We start from the raw sequence: 19,082 nt of genomic DNA, 5'->3' as shown, positions 1-19,082 counted from the left end.
TCGTCAGTCCGTACGCGACTACTGCGGCGGCGCTTCCGTCGGCGGCGTCTCGTCCTCACGGACGTCGTCCTCCCGGGCACCCTTCGTTTGCGCCGCGCCCACCGGCGACGCGTCCATCGCCGTCGCGCCGCGCGGCTGGGGCGCCTGCTTGAGCGCGGCCTCACGGGAGTACGCCCGCAAGTAGCCGACGACCGTGTTCGTGACGGCCACCAGCGGCACCGCCACGACCGCGCCGCCGACCCCGGCGATCATGCCGCCCGCGGCGACCGAGAGGATCACCGCGAGCGGATGCACCCGCACCGCGCGGCCGAGGATGAACGGCTGCAGGATGTGCCCCTCGATCTGCTGCACCGCGAGGACCACCACGAGCGCCATCACCGCGGTGAACACGCCCTGCGTGACCAGTGCGACGACGACCGCGAGGGCGCCGGAGACCACGGCACCGACCAGCGGCACGAACGCGGCGAGGAAGATGATGACGGCGAGCGGCACCGCCATCGGCACCCCGAGGAAGTAGATGCCGAGGCCGATGAAGATGGCGTCGATCAGAGCCACTATCACCGTGCCGCGCACGTACGCGGTGAGGGTGCGCCACGCGCGCGGTCCCGCACCCGCGATGCCGGGCCGCGCCTGGGCGGGCACCAGCTTCAGGAACCACTGCCAGATGCGCTTGCCGTCGTAGAGCAGGAAGAGCGTCGAGAACATCGCGAGCAGGATGCCGGTCAGCGTCTCGACGATGACCGTGACGCCTTCGAGGCCCGCGGAGGTCAGCTCCTCCGTGTTGGCGCCGACCGCGTCCCGCAGGCTCTTGGCGATGTCGTTGATCTGGTCCTCGGTCACGTGGAACGGGCTGTTGAGGAGCCACTTGCGCAGATCCTCGATGCCGTCCTGGACCTGCCGGGACAGTTCGTCGGCGTTCTCCATGACCTGCCACACCACGAACCAGCCGACCAGGCCCATGATGACGAAGCCGAGGATCGCGGTGACCGCCGTCGCGAGACCGCGCGGCAGACCGAGGTTCCTGAGCCGGGCCACCGTCGGTTGCAGCAGTGCGGTGATCAGCAGGGCGGCCACGAACGCGAGCACCACCAGCTGGACCGCGCTGATGACCTTCATCAGGACCCAGAGGGTGCCCGCGAGGACGAGGAGCCGCCAGCCGGCCTCGGCGGCGACGCGCATGCCCCAGGGCACGGCGTCCACGGGTTCGGGTCTGGCCGCTATGGCCGGTGCGTACGCCGGCGGCGCGGGCACGTGGTCGTTGTCCTCCGCGGAGGAGTCTCTCGGCTCGTCGGTGTCCGAGTCGGCGTCCCTGTCGCGGCGCTGCTCGTTCAACCGCTCGCCCATTCCGCTCAGTCCGGCGCCGAGCCGGCCGAGCCACCCTGGCACTCGCGACATGATCCGTCCTTTACCCCCGTCTTGCCCCACCACTCCCCCCTGGAGTTGTCCGGACCGACCGTACACGGGCGAGGCCCCTCACCGTAGGACGGTGAGGGGCCTCGCGAGGTTGAGCGCGGTACGGCCGCGGAGGGGCCTAGTACCAGTTGTTGGCCTGCCAGAAGCTCCAGGCTCCGCACGGGCTTCCGTAGCGGTCGTTCATGTAGTTCAGGCCCCACTTGATCTGCGTGGCCGGGTTGGTCTGCCAGTCGGCGCCCGCCGAGGCCATCTTGGTACCGGGCAGCGCCTGGACGAGGCCATAGGCACCCGAAGAGGCGTTGGTCGCCTTGTAGTTCCAAGTGGACTCGTGGTTGACGATGTTGCTGAAGCACTGGAACTGGTCCCCGGGGACCATCTGCCGTGCCATCGCCTGGACCTGAGCGACCGTGTAGGAGCCCTGGGGCTCGAAGCTGGAGGCGTCGCGGGCGGAGGAGCGGCTGGCCTTGGTCTCGGCCTTCTCCTCACGCTCCTTCTTGTCCGCGGCCTTCTGGGCTGCCTCTTCCTTCTCGGCGGCCTTCTGCTTCTCGATCGCCGATGCGGCGGCCTGCTTGCGGGCCTCCTCAGCTGCGGTCTTCTTCGCTGCGGTGTCGGCGGCCATGGCCTGCGCGTCGGCCTGCTGCGTCAGGGACGCGGTCTGGACCTGGGCCTGCTGACCCGCGGGTATGTCTGCGAGGAGCGTCGCGTCGCTTGCCGCTGCCTCGATGTCGTTCGTGTTCGAGGGCTGGGTGTCGCCCGAGGCGACACCCACGACAGCGCCGACGGTGGTGACCGCGGTGGCAGAAGCCACGGCGAATCCCCGGACCGAAATCCGGCTCACACGGTTTCCTTCCAGCATCGCCCGCATAGGTGACCTCGCGGACGCAATCGTGCCCCTGGCACTGGCCTCCGCTGTCCATCGGTCACGGGAGGCACGGACCCGGTGGACAACTCCCGTTACAGGAGCGTCGCGTGGTGCTTCGGGCGGCATGCGACGGTCACTATGAAGTTCTCTGGTGCCTGAGTTGTCGTACCTCTGGGGGTACACGTGTGTCGCATGCGGGGCCTGACAGGACCCAGACTCTGCCGCAGCCGGACACCGCAAGGCAATTCTCCGTTGCGTGGGAAAGCTCACACCCCGTTTGCCCCAGGAGTTTTTCGGAAACAGGGGTGCAGCAAGACGCCGCCCGGCTAGGCTCCTTCGCTTTGCCGGACGGCGTCCTGTGTGGTGCAACTGCCGTGAAGCGCCTCAGATGTGACCGTCCTCCAGCATTTCGGTCACCAGGGCCGCGATCTGCGACCGCTCCGAGCGCGTGAGCGTGACGTGGGCGAAGAGCGGATGCCCCTTCAGCTTCTCGACGACGGCGACCACGCCGTCGTACCGCCCCACGCGGAGGTTGTCGCGCTGCGCCACGTCATGCGTCAGTACGACACGGGAGTTCGCCCCGATTCGGGACAGAACGGTCAACAGGACGTTCCGTTCCAGGGATTGCGCCTCGTCCACGATCACGAACGCGTCGTGCAGCGAGCGTCCGCGGATGTGGGTGAGCGGCAGCACTTCGAGCATCCCGCGGGCGGTGACCTCCTCGATGACGTCCTTGCCCGCCACCGAGCCCAGCGTGTCGAAGACCGCCTGCGCCCAAGGGCCCATCTTCTCGGCCTCGGTGCCGGGCAGATAGCCGAGCTCCTGCCCGCCCACCGCGTACAGCGGCCGGAAGACCATCACCTTCTGGTGCTGCCTGCGCTCCAGGACGGCTTCCAGGCCCGCGCAGAGTGCGAGCGCCGACTTGCCGGTGCCCGCGCGGCCGCCCATCGACACGATGCCGACGTCCGGGTCGAGGAGCAGGTCGAGGGCGACCCGCTGCTCGGCGCTGCGCCCCTTGAGGCCGAACGCCTCCCGGTCGCCGCGCACGAGCCGGACGTTGCCCTCGGCCGTGACGCGGCCGAGGGCCTTGCCCCGCTCCGACTGGATGGTGAGGCCCGTGTGCACGGGCAGGTCCGACGCCTCGGGGACGTAGAGGGTGTCCTCTTCGAAGAGGAGGTCCACCTGTTCACCCGAGAGCGTCAGTTCGGACATGCCGGTCCAGCCGGAGTCCGTGATGGCGAGCTCGGCGCGGTACTCCTCGGCGAGGAGCCCCACCGACGAGGCCTTGATCCTGAGCGGCAGGTCCTTGGAGACGACCGTGACGTCGTACCCCTCCGCCTGGAGATTGCGTGCTACGGCGAGAATCCGTGAGTCGTTGTCCCCCAACCGGTAGCCGGCCGGGAGCACGCCGGGATCGGAGTGGTTGAGCTCGACGCGCAGCGAGCCGCCCAGGTCCCCGATGGGGATCGGGGCATCCAGGCGGCCGTGCCGGATACGGAAGTCGTCCAGCAGGCGCAGGGCCTGCCGGGCGAAGTAACCGAGCTCCGGATGGTGCCGCTTGGCCTCCAGCTCCGTCACCACGACGATCGGCAGCACTACTTCGTGCTCGTCGAAGCGGGTCAGGGCGTTCGGGTCGGCCAGCAGGACGCTGGTGTCGAGAACGTAGGTGCGCCTGTCGGGCATGCGGCGCTTTGTGCTGTTCACCACGGAAGGACGTACCCCCTCGGATGAGGTCGGGGAGCGACGGGAGGGATACCGGGCGCGATCCGGCGGGCGTGAACCGGACCGGTCACGGGCCGCGTTGCGCGGGCCGAGCACCGGCCCTCCACGTCGCCCGCGCTGCTCACACGGTCGTCCTGGTGCAAAGGGCCTCCCGGGCGGACGGCCCATGCCGCCCGCTGAGATACGACGTCCCTGTCGGACACTGCTCGGACGTCGACCTGGAAGGGGTATTCCCTCGAACATGCGCAGCCATGCCAGGGCATATGACGACGCGTTGGTTAACTCTGGGTGGCCCCGACCTCAGGGGCGCGCGGAGTCATCCCCCGTAACGGCGGTGGCGGGCCGCGTAATCACGCAGCGCACGCAGGAAGTCGACCTTTCGGAAGGCCGGCCAGAAGACTTCGCAGAAGTAGTACTCGGAGTGGGCTGACTGCCAGAGCATGAACCCGGAGAGGCGCTGCTCACCACTCGTTCGGATCACCAGATCGGGGTCCGGCTGGCCGCTGGTGTAGAGGTGCTTGGAGATCTGGTCGATGTCGACGCTCTCCGCGACCTCCTCCAGGCCGCGGCCCTTGTCCGCCTGCTCCAGGAGCAGCGAGCGGACCGCGTCGGCGATCTCCTGGCGGCCGCCGTAGCCGACGGCGACGTTGACCAGTATCCCGGTGTTGGTGCGGGTCGCCTCTTCGGCTTCCTTCATCACCATCTGGGTGTGGGCGGGCAGCAGGTCGAGCGCGCCGACGTGGTGCACGCGCCAGCGGCCGTCGGCGACGAGCGAGCGGACGGTGGCCTCGATGATGCCGAGGAGCGGCTTCATCTCGTCGTCGGGCCGGTCGAAGTTGTCGGTCGAGAGCATCCACAGCGTGACGACCTCGACGTCCGTCTCGGCGCACCAGCCGAGGAACTCCTCGATCTTGTGTGCGCCCGCCTGGTGGCCCTGTGCGGTGGTCCCGCCCGCAGCCTTCGCCCAGCGACGGTTGCCGTCGAGGATGACCCCGATGTGCTTCGGCACCTGGTCGTGGTCGAGGCGGCCTTCCACCCGGCGTGCGTAAAGTCCGTACACCAGGTCGCGCAGGTTCACGTGTGTCAGCCTCCAGCAGATGGCGGTCTCCAGGGGCGCGCCCAGAGCAACCCCGAGGGCGACACCCTACCGCCGCTCAAGCGTCCCTCCACAGTCGGGTACTAGGACGCTGAAGTAGCTTCGTACCCATGAACGACACGTCTATGTATCGCGCGGCACAGGCCCGGTACGACTCAATGGAGTACCGCCGTACGGGTCGCAGCGGTCTGAAGCTGCCCGCCGTCTCGCTCGGTCTCTGGCACAACTTCGGCGACGACAAGGCCCTCGACACGCAGCGCGCGATCCTGCGCCGCGCCTTCGACCTGGGCGTCACCCACTTCGACCTGGCGAACAACTACGGCCCGCCCGCCGGTTCCGCCGAGCTCAACTTCGGCAAGCTCTTCGCACAGGATTTCGCTCCCTACCGCGACGAGCTGGTCATCTCGACCAAGGCGGGCTACCTGATGCACCCCGGCCCGTACGGCGAGTGGGGCAGCCGCAAGTACCTGCTGTCGTCGCTGGACGCGTCACTCGACCGGATGGGTCTCGACTACGTAGACATCTTCTACTCCCACCGCTTCGACCCCGACACCCCGCTCGAGGAGACGATGGGCGCCCTCGCCTCCGCGGTGCGGCAGGGCAAGGCGCTCTACGTCGGCGTGTCGTCGTACAACAGCGAGCAGACCGCGGAAGCGGCGCGGCTGCTGCGGGAGATGGGCGTGCCCGCGCTCATCCACCAGCCGTCGTACTCGATGATCAACCGCTGGACCGAGGAAGACGGCCTGCTCGACACCCTGGAGACGGCCGGTATGGGCTGCATCTCCTTCGTGCCGCTCGCGCAGGGCCTGCTCACGAACAAGTACCTGAAGGGCATCCCGGAGGGTTCGCGCGCGACGCAGGGCAAGTCCCTCGACCCGGGTCTCCTGAGTGACGAGGTCGTACGCCGTCTCAACGGCCTCAACGACATCGCGGCGGCCCGCGGCCAGTCCCTGGCCCAGCTCGCCCTCAACTGGGTGCTCCGTGACGAGCGGATGACGTCGGCGCTGATCGGCGCGTCCAGCGTCAAGCAGCTGGAGGAGAACGTGGCGGCGCTCGCGGGCCCGAAGCTGACGGACGCCGAGCTCTCCGCGATCGACACGTTCGCGGTGTCGACGCCGGGCACCAACATCTGGGCCGGGCGGGGCTGAACCGGCCGGGGGGCGGGACGTGAGGGAGCCCCGGGCGGAGGCGCGTGTCCCGCCCGGGGCTTTTCCGTGTCCGTCACGGGCGTGTCGGGCGTGTCGGGCGTGTCGGGCGTGTCAGGCGTGTCAGGCGCGCGGGCGCTTGAACCAGGCGCCCGCGGCGCTCTGCGAGAGCAGGATCACCGCGGCGACCGCGCCGAGCATCGGCAGCAGACCGCCCGGGTTGCCCCCGGCCGCGCCGCCGAGCCCGAAGAGGATCTGCACGCTCATCAGGACGATGCACGTCACGCGGATGCCGTGGCCCGCGCTGCCGAACCAGAAGGCCATACCGGCGGCGACGAGGAGACAGACGTTCACGCCGAGCGCGGCGCCGCCCGTCTCCGGGTTGGCTATGGCTATCAGCATGACGCTGCCGACGATGGTGAGACCGGCGAGCACCCAGATGACGATCTGCGCGGCGCGGACGACGCCGGGCATCTGAAGCGGCCACATCGGAGCCTGCCCGTAGCCGTACCCGTACCCCTGTCCATATCCCTGCCCGTATCCCTGCCCGTACGCGTGGGCGGGGTCCTGGGCGGGGCCGGTGTACGTGGGGAGGCCGGACTGCGGCGGAGGACCGGCCTCGGGCGGCGGGCCTGGCTGGTGGGGAGGGTCGGGCTGGGGAGGGCCGGGCGGCGGGGGGAATTGGTTCGACATGTCCCTGACGATAACTGGATGTCGATCTTCCGCAGGCCTTCAGCCACCGGGCCCGTGGAGCGAAAACCTGCCGCGCCCCGTGGCACAAAAAATCGGGCCGGTCCGTGGGGGGGAGACGGACCGGCCCGAGGGGGGGTTTCCACCATAACCCTTCGTAAGTGCTGCTGGGTGCATTGGCGCCCCACAACTACTCTCCGAGAGCGGCCGACGACTGCGCGATCCCGTTCTACCGGCGGAATCGCGGGTTCGAGGGCGAGTTTCGGCCGGGCGCGGCGCTAACCCGCAAGAGGGACCCCTCGGACGTCACGTGCTTGACGCGCCGGAGTACCGGGCCGCGAATTTCGCGGGCAGGGCGACGATGAAGGTACCCACCCTTTCGCGGACCCCGCCGATCCCCCTGGAGATCCCGGCCTCGCCCCGAACGCGTCGGCGGGGCCTGCGTACCTCGACCGCGAGTGGCGCGTGCGGTCCGGCCGGACGATGCGGCCGGGGCGATGGCGCGGTGGGGCGTACGCCGGGGTGGGCGGGTCGTCGTGGACGGCGCCGTGGGCCCTGTGGGCACTGCCGGGCGGGGTGCGGAGTGACGGCTCGCGGTGCCGCGCGACCCCCTCCACCGCGCGGCACCGCACGCGCGGTTTGCTCACGCGAATTAGCCTTGGTCTGAACTTACGTGAGGATCATGGGCGGAACGAGCCAGTATTGATAACGATGCGGAATCAAGGCTTCGAGTTCGGGATGTACGTGCCGATGCGTACCGATACACGCAGGTGCACGCCGTTAGTCCGTTCCGCCCGCTTGCAACCGCTAAGCGCTGAGCGGTGAGCGGTGAGCGCTATTAGGCGGCGCTGTCCGCCGCGGCCTTGTTCGCCATCACCTGCCGCATGTGCTCGTCCCCCCACAACCCCAGGGGCACCAGAGCCGTGTTGAGGGATTCGCCGAGGGCGGTCAGTGAGTACTCGACCTTCGGCGGCACTTCGCGGTAGACCTCGCGGTGCACGATGCCGTCGGCCTCCAGCTCCCGGAGCTGCTGGCTCAGCACCTTCTCGCTCACGCCGGCGATGTGCCGTCTGAGCTCGCCGAAGCGCAGCGTCGTACCGGCGTGCAGCGCCCAGAGGATCAGCGGCTTCCACTTGCTGCCGACGACGTCCACCGCGGCGTCCAGCCCGCAGGCGTACGGTTCACTGCGCTTCGCCACGGCCAACTCCTCGCCCTCACCACCCACTTACGCGTTCCCACGCGTTCCTACGCGTTCGACAGTACCGGCTTGCGGAGGTCGAAGAGGTGCCGCGAGCTGTGGGCCACGAAGGGCCCTTCCGCCTGGATGCGGTCGTGGAGCTCGCGCAGCCGCGGCCGGTACGCCTCCACGGTGAACCCCGGAACCATCCACACCACCTTGCGCAGGAAGTGGACGACCGCGCCGATGTCGTGGAACTCCATCCGCAGCCGCTCCATCCGCAGGTCCACGAGGTCGAGCCCCGCGGACTCGGCCTCGGCGCGCTCCTGCTCCGGGTGGCGGGCGTTCCTGACGTCCTCGGGTTGCGGGCCGAGGAAGTACTCGACGACCTCGAAGACGCTGGCGGGCCCGACGTGCTGCGCGAAGTACGCACCGCCGGGCCGCAGCACGCGGGCGATCTCGTCGAAGTGGGGCTTGACCGGGTGGCGGCTGGTGACGAGGTCGAACGCGCCGTCGGCGAACGGCAGCGGCGCGTCCTCCGGCGATGCGACGACCACGACGCCGCACGGGTGCAGCAGGGCGGTGGCCTTCGCGACGTTCGCGGGCCAGCCTTCCGTGGCGACGGCGAGCGGAGGCAGCGTGGCGGCGGAGGCGAGCACTTCGCCGCCGCCGGTCTGGATGTCGAGGCTCGCGGAGGCGCGGGCGAGCCGCTGGGCCATCGACTCCGCGTACCGCCACGAGGGCCGCGCCTCGGTGGCCCGCCCCTCGAACCAGGAGAAGTCCCACCCCTCGGTCGGCGCGGCCTCGGCTTCGGCCACGAGGTCGTCGAAGGCGCGGGGGACTGGGTTCTGGCCGTCCTGGCCGTCCTGGCCGTCCTGGCCGTCCTGGCCGTCCTGGCCTGCGGGATCGCTGTTCGTGGAGCTCATGGGGCAATCCTGACATCCGAGGCGCGTGGGGCACATCTTGGTTTTGGCGGTGGCTCGGCGCGCCCGGGCGGCGATCAGGTTGCTGTTCGGCGACGCGACGGGGGGGCGTGTCTGGGGCTCAGCCGCTGGTTTCCGTGCCGGGGGTGGGGTCCGTCGCGCCTCGGGGGAAGGACACCTCGACGCGGCGGTTCTTCTTGCGGCCCTCCTCGGAGCCGTTGTCCGCGATGGGGTAGTCCTCGCTGTAGCCGCGCACGGAGTACGTGACCTCCGGGCCGAGGTAGCTCGCGAGCCTGTCGTGGACGGCTTCCGCGCGTTCGCGGGAGAGTTTCTTGCCGTGGCTGTAGGAGCCGAGGCTGTCCGTGAAGCCGAAGACGCGGACGTCCGTGGCGTTCTGGGCCTCGGCCTCCTCCGCGATCGCCTTGATCCGCGCGTTCGCCTCGGGGTTCAGGTTCGGGCTGTCCTTGGGAAACAGCACCTCCGCCTGCAGCGCGAACTTCACGTCGGTATTGGTGTCCTCGCGGCGCTCCTCGCCGCCGAGATCCTCGACGACGGACTTGATGTCCAGCACCTTCGCGGGCGCGAGCGTCGCCCCGTCGGCCAACTTCAGCCCCGGGCTGGCGGAGTCGACTTCGGGGGGTGGGGAGGTGGTGGTGCTGCCGGGTGGGGCGGGGGGGTCGTCGTCGGCGTGGGCCGACGGGGCGATGAGGATCAGGGTGGTGAGGGCGGCGGCGAGCATTGCGGTTCGGGTGAGCTGGTCGCGGGCCATGGGGCTACTCACCCTCGGAGATCTCTAGGGCAGCTGGAGGCATGGTGGGCACCTGGAACTGCACCTTGGAGGTGCCCTCAGGCGGTGCAGGGAATTGGGCGTACCAATCCACGGACTGACTCCGATTGATGCCGCCTTCGAACTTTGTGCACAGACAGCGTCCCGTGGTGTCCCTGAGAACCAGGTACTTCTTCTTCCCCTGCTGGTCGATGATGCTCGCGCCGGCCAAGGACCCGCCGTTCTTCTTGAGCTCGTTCTCGTCGCTGCGCCACTCGCTGCCGACCCAGATGCCTGACGTGCCGTTCGTCACCTTGCCGCTGACGGTCAGGAAACCACCCTCGTCACGGGACGCCGAAGTAACGGTGAGCGCGATGCCGTTGCTCTTGACCTCGGCCAGTGCCTGGTCCGCTTCGGGAGCCGGGGCGTCGCCCTTGTCGTCATCACCGTCCTTTTCGGAAGCGGAGGGGGTGGCTTTCTTGTCCGCTTTGTCATCTCCTCCGCCACCACCGCAGCCGGCGACCGTCAGGACCAACCCAGTTGTGATCGCCACAGCGGTCATTACCCTGCGGGCCACCAAGGTGCGACGAGTGCTCATGGGTGCGGCCTCCCTCTTTCGTCGAAAGCCGGTCAGTCGGCCAAGTGGACAGAGAACAGAACGGACGCATCCGGCAAGTCTCCCGCCTGGAAATCGTCCGGGTCGATCTCAAAGGAGTCACCGCCGTCGCAGTCGAATTCCATGACATCTTCCCGGTCGGCCGACGGGGCCGCTTCGCAACGCGGTTTGATGACGGCAGTGGCTTCGGCTTTGGCGTGCTTGGACTCGGTCCCGGGGATGATCGTGTCTCCGACGGTGTACGTGGTTTCGATCTCAGCCCGGAAACCCGGATAGCCGTTGACTTCCGCTGGGCCGAACCCGATAACGGTGGCGTCATTGTCCGCGGCCAGCGCCTCGGCCGCGTCCCGCGCTCCGCCGCCTGTGATTTTGTCACCGGTGAGCCAGTCGAGCCATTCGTCACCCTCGCGTATGGACAGCTCGAGTCCATCGAGAAGTTCATCCCTGGCGTCCTGTGACGCGGCCAGCGCCGCAGCATCCGCAGCGGATTGCGCTCCGTTCCGCGCCGATGCAGCCTGCGCAAAGGCGAAGAAGGCTAGGGCAACGAAGAGCAGGATGCCGGTCAACCAGATGTAGATGGGGAGGGTCTGCCCACGGTCACTGCGACAACCAACGGGCCTCAGGCGCCAATCACGTCGTTGACCGCGTTGCCGATCGCCTGCGAGATCTTGCCGTCCAGCCCCAGCTGGTCGATCAACGTATAGATCCCCGCAATAAGAATCATCAGCCCCGCATACTCCACAAACCCCGCCCCCGCATCCCGCCCCTCCCCCCGAATCCGCGTCGACACGGAGACCGTCCAGTCGACCCAGACTTTGAGCACGCGTTCCTTCAGCATGACGGACCCGCCTCTCCCACCCGATACCGCGCCCTTTGTGGTCAGAGGCAACGTACGCCACACGGCGTGCATCGGCAGCAACTCTGCGCAACGCAAGCGGTATCCGGGGTGCCCGGCCCGCAAGTTGGCGGGTTCTCTTCCCCCTCGTTGAGATCACCATGCACGAAGTCCCCTCACGCGAACCGTGAACTCAGCCCTGACTGTCCCACATCGAGTTGCATCCGCGAAGAGCTTTCGCGAAGTCGTTCATCTCAACCGCATCCAAACCGCTTCTCAACCGCATCCCAACCGTCCCGACTCAACGGTTCAGGATGGAGCCGAAGTCCGAACCCGAGCCCAGGAACATGCCCGCCGCGATCAGGATCATCGTGGCCGGGAGCATGAACACGAGCGTCACCATCGTCGCCTTGGGGATCGTCTTCGCCGCCCTGCGGCGGGAGTTCTGCGCGTCCGTGCGGCGCATGTCCGTGGCGATCTGGATCAGCGTGTCCGCGATCGGGGAGCCCAGCTCCTCCCCCTGCTGGAGCGCCGAGACGAACTGGGCGACCTGTTCGGACGCGTTGCGGCGGCGCAGGTCGTCGAAGGCCTGGCGGCGGCTGACGCCCATGTCCATCTGGCGGAGCGTGATGCGGAGTTCGTCCGCCCACGGCCCCTCGTACCGTTCCGCGACGCGGTCCAGCGCCTGGCGGAAGCCGAGGCCCGCCGAGACGACGACGGCGAGGACGTCCAGGAAGTCGGGCAGCGTGCGGTCGATGACCTCGCGGCGTTCACGGATCGCCTGCCAGATCAGCGCGTCCGCCGCCACCGCGCCGAAGGCGAGCGTGAGCACGCCGAAGAGCGGGGAGCCGTTGGTGAGGAAGACCAGGCCGAGGACGAGGCCGAAGACGCCGTAGACCGCCCGCCGTGCCGCGTATCGGTCGATCGTCAGGCCGCCGGGGTTGCCCGCCATGTCTATCCTGCGGCGCTTCGCGTCGACCCGTTTCGGGCCCATCAGGCGCAGGACCAGGGGCGCGAAGCGCATGCCGAGGCGGTCCACCGCCGAGCCCGCCACCGAGACCCGGGTCGCGCCGACCTCCAGGGCCACGGCCAGATCGGTCGGCAGCTTCGCGTCCGCGCGGTACATGCGGACGCCCTGGCAGACGCCGGCCACAGCGAGGCCCATCACGGCCGCTAGGAGCAGGCTCAGCACGGTGACTCCCTCCTTCCTCAACTTGCCGGCACCGAGTATCTACACTTCGATCTTTCCCAGGCGGCGGATCGCGAAGAAGCCGACGCCGTACAGGCCCAGCGAGATCAGGATCAGTGTCTGGCCCAGAGGTGAACCCGTCACCCGTTCCAGTGCGCCTTCGTTCGACGAGTTGATGAGGAGCAGGGAACCCAGGCCCAGGAGCGGGACCGTGAAGGCCGTCGCGTTGACCTCCGAGAGCATCGTGCGGACCTCGCGCCGGGTCTCCTTGCGGTCCTCAAGCGTCTGGGTGAGGTTCCGCAGCGAGTTGACCACCGTGCCGCCCGCCTTGTTGGACAGGACGAGGGTCGTGACGAGGACGATGAGTTCCCGGGACGGGAGGCGGGCGGCCAGTTCGCCCAGCGTGTCGTCGATCGATCGGCCCATCGTCAGTTGGTCCGCGACGTGGGAGAGTTCCTCGCCCGCGGGGGCTTCCAGTTCTTCCGCCGCCATGGCCAGCGACGTGCGCAGCGCCAGGCCCGCCGCCGTCGCGTTCGCCAGGATGCGGGCCACGTCCGGGAGCTGGTTGATGAACGCCTCGATGCGTTTCTGGCGTTGCCAGTTGAGGAACGCGGTCGCGCCCCATATCGCCACGACGCCCGCGATCGGGCCGAAGAACGGGGCCAGTGTCGCCGCCGCGATCAGCCAGAGGGCGGCGACGACCGCGACGACGTAGGTGAAGAACTCGCCCGCCGTGAGGTCGAGGCCCGTCGAGGACAGGCGCAGGTGGATCGCGCGGCCCAGGCGGGTGCGGCGCAGGCGGCGGTCGACGGTGGCGAAGCGACGGGTGCGGCCGGGTGGGCCGCCGTCCCCCGTGCCGGGGCCTAGCGCGAGGCGGTCCACCAGGGCCTGGCGCTGGGCGCGGCCCGACGCGTACGTGTGGACGCCCGCGACCGCGAGCGTGCCCGTCAGGAGGGTGGCGCCCAGGGCGAGGAGTGCGGGGTCGTTCATCCGATCGCTTCCCTCGTGTCCAGTACGTCGATCGCCTCCGCCACGCCGAATGCGGGTGGCACCGGTTCGTTCGCGACGTACAGCTTGTCGGCGATCTCCCGCGGCAGCGGCAGGTGCTCGAAGTGGCCGTGCACGACGCGGTCCGCGCCGAGCGGGCGTGGCACGAAGCGGGAGACCGGCACGATGCGGAAGTGCTGGCGGCCGTGGGAAACGAGCAGCACGATCTCGGCGACCTTGCGGGAGCCGTCGCCGTGCCGGGCGAGCTGGATGACGACGTCGACGGCCGAGTTGATCTGGTCCCTCAGCGCCTCGAAGGGGATCTGGACCTCCGACATGGAGCCGAGGGTCTGGAGGCGCATGAGGGCGTCCTCCGCGGTGTTCGCGTGGACGGTGGCGAGCGAGCCGTCGTGGCCCGTCGACATGGCCTGGAGCATGTCGAGGGTCTCGCCGCCGCGGACCTCTCCGACGATGATGCGGTCGGGGCGCATGCGGAGGCTGTTGCGGACGAGGTCGCGGATGGTGATCTGGCCCTTGCCCTCGACGTTCGGTGGGCGGGATTCCAGGCGGATCACGTGTTCCTGCTGGAGCTGGAGCTCCGCCGAGTCCTCGATGGTGATGATGCGTTCGCGGCCCGGGATCAGGCCGGAGAGGGCGTTGAGCAGGGTCGTCTTGCCGGTGCCCGTACCGCCGCTGACGATGAGGTTGAAGCGGGCGCGCACGAACGCGGAGAGCAGCATCAGCATGTGCTCGTCGAGGGAGCCGAGGCCGATGAGTTCGGGGAGGGTGTAGGCGCGCGGGAAGCGGCGGATGGTGAGGGTGGCGCCGGTCAGGGCGAGCGGCGGGATGATCACGTTGACGCGCTCGCCGGTGGGCAGGCGGGCGTCGACCATGGGGTTCGACTCGTCGACGCGGCGGTTGACGGTCGACACGATGCGTTCGATCGTCTGCATGAGCTGGTCGTTCGAGGCGAAGCGGAGGGGGAGCTGTTCCACGCGTCCGGCCCGTTCGACGAAGATCGAGTCGGGGCCGTTGACCATGATCTCCGTGATGGACGTGTCGGCGAGGAGCGGTTCGAGTACGCCGAGTCCGAGGGCCTCGTCGACGACGCGGCGGATCAGCTGGGAGCGTTCGGAGGTGGAGAGGACGGGGCCTTCGCGGCTGATGATGTGGCCGAGTACGCGCTCCAGGCGGACGCGGCGGTCCGCGGCCGTGAGCGACGACATCTCGGCGAGGTCGATCTCCTCCAGGAGCTTGGAGCGGTAGACGGCGACGAGGCCGTCGTCGCGGCTCGGCTCGGTCTGGTGGGTGGGGGCCACGCGGTCGCGCAGACTCATGTCGTCCTTCAACCTCCCTCATGCGTGCGGTCTGTGTCAGGGTCAGTCAGGGTCAGGGCCAGTCGGTGTCCGGTGCGTCGTCGTTCGGCATCGTCGCCTCCTTGGTGACGCTCCAGTCCGTGTCGATGAAGGGGAGCAGGGTGGGCACCTGCACCTCGACCGTGGCGGTCGTCGTGGCGCCGCCCTTGCTGACGCCGACGGACGCGGTCAGGCCGCCGTCCATGGCGGCGGAGCCCGCCGCCTCCCCCGAGTCGCCCTGCGAGGCGGCGCGGGCGGCGGCTCTGGCGCCGGAGCCCGCCTGGTTGGCCGCGTAGCCGACCAGGCCGAGCTGGATCGCGGCGAGGCCGATGAGCAGCAGGATCGGCAGGAACCCGGCGAACTCCAGCATGGATACGCCCCGGTCGTCCCAGCGGTGGCGACGGCGCCCTGACCGGGCCCAGGACCGGCTCACTCGTCCTCCCCCTCCTTCGCCGCCCCCGCCTCCCCGTCGACGTGCCATCCCGCGTCGAATCCCGGGAAGAACACGGGTACGTCCACGGAGACGTGGGCCTTCCACACCGTGCCCTCGTCCGTGCAGGACACCGCCGCGTCCTGCCATGCGTCGGGCAGGTGCTGCCGGGCGGCGTCGGAGCAGGCCCCGGCCGCGCCCTCGCCCGCCGCGTAGGCCGCGGTGGCCGCGCGGGCCGCCTCGTCCGCCGCGTTTCCGGCGAGGGAGTACGTGTAGCCGTAGAGCGCGCACTGCCAGAGGATCGCCATGACGGCGAGCAGCAGCGGGAACATCCCGGCGAATTCGAGGGTGACCGCGCCGCGGTCGCCGCTCGCCGCCTTCCTGCGCAGGGCGAGCCCGCGCCTGCCGTTCGTGCCCGCCGCGTCCGGGTCGACGAGGCCCAGTTCGCCCGCGAGGCCCCACAGGGCCTGTTTGACGGTGGAGCGGCTTTCGAGGTCCTGCATGCGGCCCGCGTCGACGGCGGCCTGCAGTTCCTTGAAGCAGGCGGGCACGGTGGTCCGTGCGGTCTTGGTCCCGGTGACGCGTTCGACGAGGACGGGCTGGATCTCCGCGCTCTTGCCGTGCCGGTTGACGACGGTGACGGTCTCCTCGGCCTTGCGGATCTGCAGCCGGTCCCAGAGGCGCACCATGCGCTTGGCCGCGCGGACGGCGACGACGTCGGGGGTGAGGAGCAGCAGGGCCTGGTCGGCGAGTTCGACGGCGGTGGCGCCCGCGCCGGTGACGTAGGAGCCGCAGTCGACGACCACGACGTCGTAGCGGGCGCGCAGGGCGCCGATGGTCTGGCGGGCGACGCGGTCGGTGATCTCTTCGCCGCGTTCGCCGTCGGCGGGGGCGAGGAGCAGGCCGATGCCGGTCTCGTGGGTGTAGACGGCGTCCTGGAGGACGCGGGGTGTGATGTCGGAGATCGCGGCGAGGTCGGCGATCGAGCGGCGGAACTGCACGTCGAGGTAGGAGGCGACGTCGCCGGACTGGAGGTCGAGGTCGACGAGGGCGACGCTGCGGCCGGACGCGCGGGAGGCGAGGGCGAGGTGGACGGCGGTGAGGGTCGTGCCGACGCCGCCCTTGGCGCCGCTGACGGTGACGACGGTGCCCGCGCCCGTAGCCCCGCTCCCCGTGTACAGCTCAAGGTTCCCGCCGCTTCCACTGCCCAGGTGCCTGCGCATCCCGGTGGACCAGGAGGCGGCGGCCTGGACGCGTTCGGCGAGGGCGTCGTAGGCGAGCGGGAGGCCGACGATGCCGCGGGCGCCGGAGTCCATGGCGGCGGTGAGGAGTCCGGGGCCGGTGTCGGCGGTGATGAGGACGACGCCGACCGCGGGGAAGCGCAGGACGAGGTCGCGGATGAGGTCGAGGGCGGGGACGGGCCCGATGCGCTCGTGGACGAGGACGACTTCGGGCAGTTCGTCGACGGACTCGGCGGCGAGCCGCGCGAGGGTGTCGAGGAGCGCCGTGGAGTCGCCGACGGGCAGCGCGGGTTCGGTGTCGGGAAGCTGGTTGGTGAGGGCGGTCAGCGCGCGGGCCGCGTCGATGTCGCCGACGGCGGGGAGGATCCGAGTGGTCATACCTGACCTCCTACTTGTCCTCGTCGAGGGTGTACGTCCGGTCCCTGGGCGGCACGGTCGCGTCGCCGCCTGCGCCGTCCGGGACGAGCCCGGCGACACGGTCGCGCAGTTCCCCGACGAGGCCGACGGGCAGCGCCGGTCCCGTGCCGGGCAGTCGGCCCGTCACCGTGGACAGCGCGCGGGCCGCGTCGATGTCGCCGACGGCGGGGAGGATCCGAGTGGTCATACGTGACCTCCTACTTGTCCTCGTCGAGGGTGTACGTCCGGTCCCTGGGCGGCACGGTCGCGTCGCCGCCCGCGCCGACCAGGGCGAGTCGGACATGGGTGGCGAAGGATTCGGCGTACGCGACGCGCTGGGCGTCCGCCGTGCCGAGGGCGAAGGTGATCGGCACCGCTTCCATGGCCCTGCGGCGCGTACGGTCGTCCTGGTCGGGTTCGAGCGGGGTCAGCTTGCCGACGTCCAGCACCTTGGCGCCCTCCACGATGACTTTGGACTGGTCCTCGGCGTTGTCGGTCTCCCCCTTGAAGGTGGCGTAGATGTTGACCTTCGCGCCGGGTGTGATCTTGCCCGCGACGCCCGTCGCCGCGTCGATCATGATGGCGATCTCCTGCTGGCCCGGGCCGAGTTCGGGGCGTCCGACGATCATGTCGGACTGCAGCAGCGAGCCCCTGCGCAGCTGGGTGACGGCGATCTTGCCGCGGATCTCGCGGAGGTCGGTGACGGCGTTGTCGGACAGCCATCGCTCGGGCATCTCGACCTTCTCGAACTGGTCGGCGGTCAGTTCCTTGTAGGGCGCGATGTCGCCCTTGAGCTTGTACGCGGGGACCTCGGGGCCGACCTTCGAGTTCGCGTCGCGGATCACCGAGAGGACGCCCGCGAACGCGCCGATCGCGCACAGGACCGAAAGGACCAGCAGGATGACGCCGCGGCGCTGGCGTGAGTTCATAAGCCGGACTACCTCGATCGAGTGCGGTTGGCTACGGACAGTGAGCGGGGTGGCGCACGTGCGGTCGTCGGTCGCGTGACGAGGAGCGAGGGAGCGGTGGGGCGGCCTACGTGGCGCCGCGGGGCAGGGCGGACGTTCCTGGTGCGGAGGCCGGGCCCGCGGCCGGGCGGAGCCGGTGGCTCGCGGGGACGAGAGTGCGCACCGGCTGCGCGGGGCGCTCGCCGGGCGGCGGCAGGGGCGCGGCGCAGAACGCGCAGCGGTCGCCGATGAGTTCGAGGCCGCACCAGTGGCAGTCGTCGCGTCTGACGGAGGCCACCAGCTGGTAGAGGACGGAGATGTCCGGGATCGCGGCGGCGAACTCGACGAGCTTCCCGGTGGCCCACCAGCGTTCGGACTCGCCGGGCAGCCGCGCCTCGGTGACGTCCTGGGCCTTCCAGGCGGGGGCGAGGGTGTCGGTCACCCAGCCGGGGGCGAGGCGGCCGGGGGCGTAGAGGAGTCGCGTGGCGAAGCCGGGGGCGGGCAGGTCTGCCTCCTCACCGCCGGAGCCGGACGTCACCTTCACGAGCTCGGGACTCGGCGTCGCGAGCGCCGCGAACTGGCTGCCCGGGAGCCAGGACTTGGCGTGCGACTCCAGGCTGACGTCGATCCTGCCGCGGTCGAGGCGGGCGACGGAGCCGAGGAGGGCGCCCGCGTAGATGTAGTGGGACAGGAGGCGGGCGGCGGAGGCCAGGACGCCGGGGCTGAAGTCGCAGACCGACAACTGGCGCAGTTGCAGGGCGAGTACGGCGAGGCCGAGCGGCGGCAGGTCGGAGCGGACGACGGCGATGCGGTCGCTCTCCAGGACGGAGCGGACCGCGTACAGGCGCCGGGTGACGGCCGCGGGCGCGGAGGACGGGCACAGCGCGATCACGTAGCCGTGGTGCTCGATGAGGGTGTGCATCTCCGTGAGCGCCTGGTCCAGGGAGTACGTCCGCGGGGACTGCACGGCCGACTGGAGGACGGCGGCCGACGGGGTGTGCCGGTCGGGTGACGGCAGCACGAGATCGGGGCCGGTGACGGCTATGGCGGTCGGCAACGCGTACACCCCCGGTGGTCGTGCACTCCTGCCTCAGCACCATATCCACGTCATGGTCGCCTCAACACCCAACTTCGCACTGTTCATGTGGAGGTGGGCGCGTACTCCTGTGCACCAAGTGATGTTTGAGCCCTTGACAACTCAATTGGTCTGGACCAGCTTGTACGACCAAGCAGACGGCGGTGGCCACCGTTCCGACGTACCTCCCCCCACCCTCTCCCCCCACCGGAGGCAG

At 69.8% G+C, this 19,082-nt stretch carries 20 protein-coding genes; 1 reads left to right on the top strand and 19 read right to left on the bottom strand.

Annotated elements, in window-relative coordinates:
* Positions 1 to 18: 18 nt before the first annotated feature.
* From NOO62_RS25755 to NOO62_RS25740, 4 genes are all read right to left on the bottom strand, one after another.
* Entirely contained in the window at positions 19 to 1,395 is a 1,377-nt protein-coding gene (locus NOO62_RS25755; RefSeq protein WP_268773224.1) for an AI-2E family transporter, read from the bottom strand.
* Between the two features lie 136 nt (positions 1,396 to 1,531).
* Positions 1,532 to 2,269: a transglycosylase SLT domain-containing protein gene (locus tag NOO62_RS25750; RefSeq protein WP_268773223.1), complete on the bottom strand. Its 738-nt coding sequence runs from the start codon at positions 2,267 to 2,269 to the stop codon at positions 1,532 to 1,534.
* A 390-nt stretch (positions 2,270 to 2,659) separates the two neighbouring features.
* A complete protein-coding gene (locus NOO62_RS25745; protein WP_268773222.1) occupies positions 2,660 to 3,982 on the bottom strand; it encodes a PhoH family protein in 1,323 nt (440 codons plus the stop codon).
* A gap of 331 nt (positions 3,983 to 4,313) precedes the next feature.
* Positions 4,314 to 5,075 (bottom strand): isoprenyl transferase, encoded by a 762-nt coding sequence (locus NOO62_RS25740; RefSeq protein ID WP_268773220.1) that lies wholly within the window; start codon positions 5,073 to 5,075, stop codon positions 4,314 to 4,316.
* A gap of 128 nt (positions 5,076 to 5,203) precedes the next feature.
* Between NOO62_RS25740 and mgrA the strand changes: the two genes are divergently transcribed.
* Positions 5,204 to 6,241, top strand: a complete 1,038-nt coding sequence (mgrA, locus tag NOO62_RS25735) for an L-glyceraldehyde 3-phosphate reductase (protein ID WP_268773219.1) — start codon at positions 5,204 to 5,206, stop codon at positions 6,239 to 6,241.
* A 120-nt stretch (positions 6,242 to 6,361) separates the two neighbouring features.
* Here mgrA and NOO62_RS25730 read toward each other — a convergent pair whose 3' ends face one another.
* The 15 genes from NOO62_RS25730 to NOO62_RS25660 form a co-directional block, all read right to left on the bottom strand.
* Complete coding sequence (locus NOO62_RS25730) at positions 6,362 to 6,931, bottom strand: hypothetical protein (protein ID WP_268773218.1); 570 nt, start codon at positions 6,929 to 6,931, stop codon at positions 6,362 to 6,364.
* Positions 6,932 to 7,766: 835 nt separating this feature from the next.
* The gene (locus NOO62_RS25725) at positions 7,767 to 8,126 is read right to left on the bottom strand and encodes a winged helix-turn-helix transcriptional regulator (protein ID WP_268773217.1); all 360 of its coding nucleotides are present in this window, start codon (positions 8,124 to 8,126) and stop codon (positions 7,767 to 7,769) included.
* Between the two features lie 47 nt (positions 8,127 to 8,173).
* Positions 8,174 to 9,031 (bottom strand): class I SAM-dependent methyltransferase, encoded by an 858-nt coding sequence (locus NOO62_RS25720; RefSeq protein WP_268773216.1) that lies wholly within the window; start codon positions 9,029 to 9,031, stop codon positions 8,174 to 8,176.
* 118 nt (positions 9,032 to 9,149) lie between these two features.
* The gene (locus tag NOO62_RS25715) at positions 9,150 to 9,797 is read right to left on the bottom strand and encodes an OmpA family protein (protein WP_414930882.1); all 648 of its coding nucleotides are present in this window, start codon (positions 9,795 to 9,797) and stop codon (positions 9,150 to 9,152) included.
* Between the two features lie 4 nt (positions 9,798 to 9,801).
* Entirely contained in the window at positions 9,802 to 10,392 is a 591-nt protein-coding gene (locus NOO62_RS25710; protein ID WP_268773215.1) for a hypothetical protein, read from the bottom strand.
* Positions 10,393 to 10,424: 32 nt separating this feature from the next.
* Positions 10,425 to 10,988, bottom strand: a complete 564-nt coding sequence (locus tag NOO62_RS25705) for a pilus assembly protein TadG-related protein (protein ID WP_414931015.1) — start codon at positions 10,986 to 10,988, stop codon at positions 10,425 to 10,427.
* A 41-nt stretch (positions 10,989 to 11,029) separates the two neighbouring features.
* Positions 11,030 to 11,248: a hypothetical protein gene (locus tag NOO62_RS25700; RefSeq protein WP_268773214.1), complete on the bottom strand. Its 219-nt coding sequence runs from the start codon at positions 11,246 to 11,248 to the stop codon at positions 11,030 to 11,032.
* 298 nt (positions 11,249 to 11,546) lie between these two features.
* On the bottom strand, positions 11,547 to 12,437 hold the full coding sequence (locus NOO62_RS25695) for a DUF5936 domain-containing protein (protein ID WP_268773213.1): 891 nt from the start codon (positions 12,435 to 12,437) through the stop codon (positions 11,547 to 11,549).
* A gap of 39 nt (positions 12,438 to 12,476) precedes the next feature.
* Positions 12,477 to 13,424, bottom strand: a complete 948-nt coding sequence (locus tag NOO62_RS25690; protein WP_268773212.1) for a type II secretion system F family protein — start codon at positions 13,422 to 13,424, stop codon at positions 12,477 to 12,479.
* Complete coding sequence (locus tag NOO62_RS25685) at positions 13,421 to 14,758, bottom strand: CpaF family protein (protein ID WP_268773211.1); 1,338 nt, start codon at positions 14,756 to 14,758, stop codon at positions 13,421 to 13,423. The genes NOO62_RS25690 and NOO62_RS25685 overlap by 4 nt, the downstream gene beginning before the upstream one ends.
* A gap of 52 nt (positions 14,759 to 14,810) precedes the next feature.
* Positions 14,811 to 15,146: a TadE/TadG family type IV pilus assembly protein gene (locus NOO62_RS25680; RefSeq protein WP_268775773.1), complete on the bottom strand. Its 336-nt coding sequence runs from the start codon at positions 15,144 to 15,146 to the stop codon at positions 14,811 to 14,813.
* Positions 15,147 to 15,205: 59 nt separating this feature from the next.
* A complete protein-coding gene (locus tag NOO62_RS25675; protein WP_268773210.1) occupies positions 15,206 to 16,825 on the bottom strand; it encodes an AAA family ATPase in 1,620 nt (539 codons plus the stop codon).
* Positions 16,826 to 16,835: 10 nt separating this feature from the next.
* A complete protein-coding gene (locus tag NOO62_RS39315; protein ID WP_414930881.1) occupies positions 16,836 to 17,051 on the bottom strand; it encodes a hypothetical protein in 216 nt (71 codons plus the stop codon).
* Positions 17,052 to 17,061: 10 nt separating this feature from the next.
* The gene (gene cpaB, locus NOO62_RS25665) at positions 17,062 to 17,772 is read right to left on the bottom strand and encodes a Flp pilus assembly protein CpaB (protein ID WP_268773209.1); all 711 of its coding nucleotides are present in this window, start codon (positions 17,770 to 17,772) and stop codon (positions 17,062 to 17,064) included.
* 106 nt (positions 17,773 to 17,878) lie between these two features.
* The gene (locus NOO62_RS25660) at positions 17,879 to 18,856 is read right to left on the bottom strand and encodes a hypothetical protein (RefSeq protein ID WP_268773208.1); all 978 of its coding nucleotides are present in this window, start codon (positions 18,854 to 18,856) and stop codon (positions 17,879 to 17,881) included.
* Positions 18,857 to 19,082 lie beyond the last annotated feature (226 nt).

The sequence above is a fragment of the Streptomyces sp. Je 1-369 genome (genome assembly GCF_026810505.1).
Taxonomy (GTDB): Bacteria; Actinomycetota; Actinomycetes; order Streptomycetales; family Streptomycetaceae; genus Streptomyces.
The sequence above is the reverse complement of the archived record's forward strand: the minus strand, read 5'-3'. Positions and strand labels throughout refer to the sequence as shown.

Coding starts and splice junctions, on each gene's coding strand:
- NOO62_RS25755 (WP_268773224.1), bottom strand. CDS start 1,395: ATGTCGCGAGTGCCAGGGTGGCTCGGCCGGCTCGGCGCCGGACTGAGC.
- NOO62_RS25750 (WP_268773223.1), bottom strand. CDS start 2,269: ATGCTGGAAGGAAACCGTGTGAGCCGGATTTCGGTCCGGGGATTCGCC.
- mgrA (WP_268773219.1), top strand. CDS start 5,204: ATGAACGACACGTCTATGTATCGCGCGGCACAGGCCCGGTACGACTCA.
- NOO62_RS25730 (WP_268773218.1), bottom strand. CDS start 6,931: ATGTCGAACCAATTCCCCCCGCCGCCCGGCCCTCCCCAGCCCGACCCT.
- NOO62_RS25720 (WP_268773216.1), bottom strand. CDS start 9,031: ATGAGCTCCACGAACAGCGATCCCGCAGGCCAGGACGGCCAGGACGGC.
- NOO62_RS25715 (WP_414930882.1), bottom strand. CDS start 9,797: ATGGCCCGCGACCAGCTCACCCGAACCGCAATGCTCGCCGCCGCCCTC.
- NOO62_RS25710 (WP_268773215.1), bottom strand. CDS start 10,392: ATGAGCACTCGTCGCACCTTGGTGGCCCGCAGGGTAATGACCGCTGTG.
- NOO62_RS25700 (WP_268773214.1), bottom strand. CDS start 11,248: ATGCTGAAGGAACGCGTGCTCAAAGTCTGGGTCGACTGGACGGTCTCC.
- NOO62_RS25690 (WP_268773212.1), bottom strand. CDS start 13,424: ATGAACGACCCCGCACTCCTCGCCCTGGGCGCCACCCTCCTGACGGGC.
- NOO62_RS25685 (WP_268773211.1), bottom strand. CDS start 14,758: ATGAGTCTGCGCGACCGCGTGGCCCCCACCCACCAGACCGAGCCGAGC.
- NOO62_RS25680 (WP_268775773.1), bottom strand. CDS start 15,146: ATGCTGGAGTTCGCCGGGTTCCTGCCGATCCTGCTGCTCATCGGCCTC.
- NOO62_RS25675 (WP_268773210.1), bottom strand. CDS start 16,825: ATGACCACTCGGATCCTCCCCGCCGTCGGCGACATCGACGCGGCCCGC.
- NOO62_RS39315 (WP_414930881.1), bottom strand. CDS start 17,051: ATGACCACTCGGATCCTCCCCGCCGTCGGCGACATCGACGCGGCCCGC.
- cpaB (WP_268773209.1), bottom strand. CDS start 17,772: ATGAACTCACGCCAGCGCCGCGGCGTCATCCTGCTGGTCCTTTCGGTC.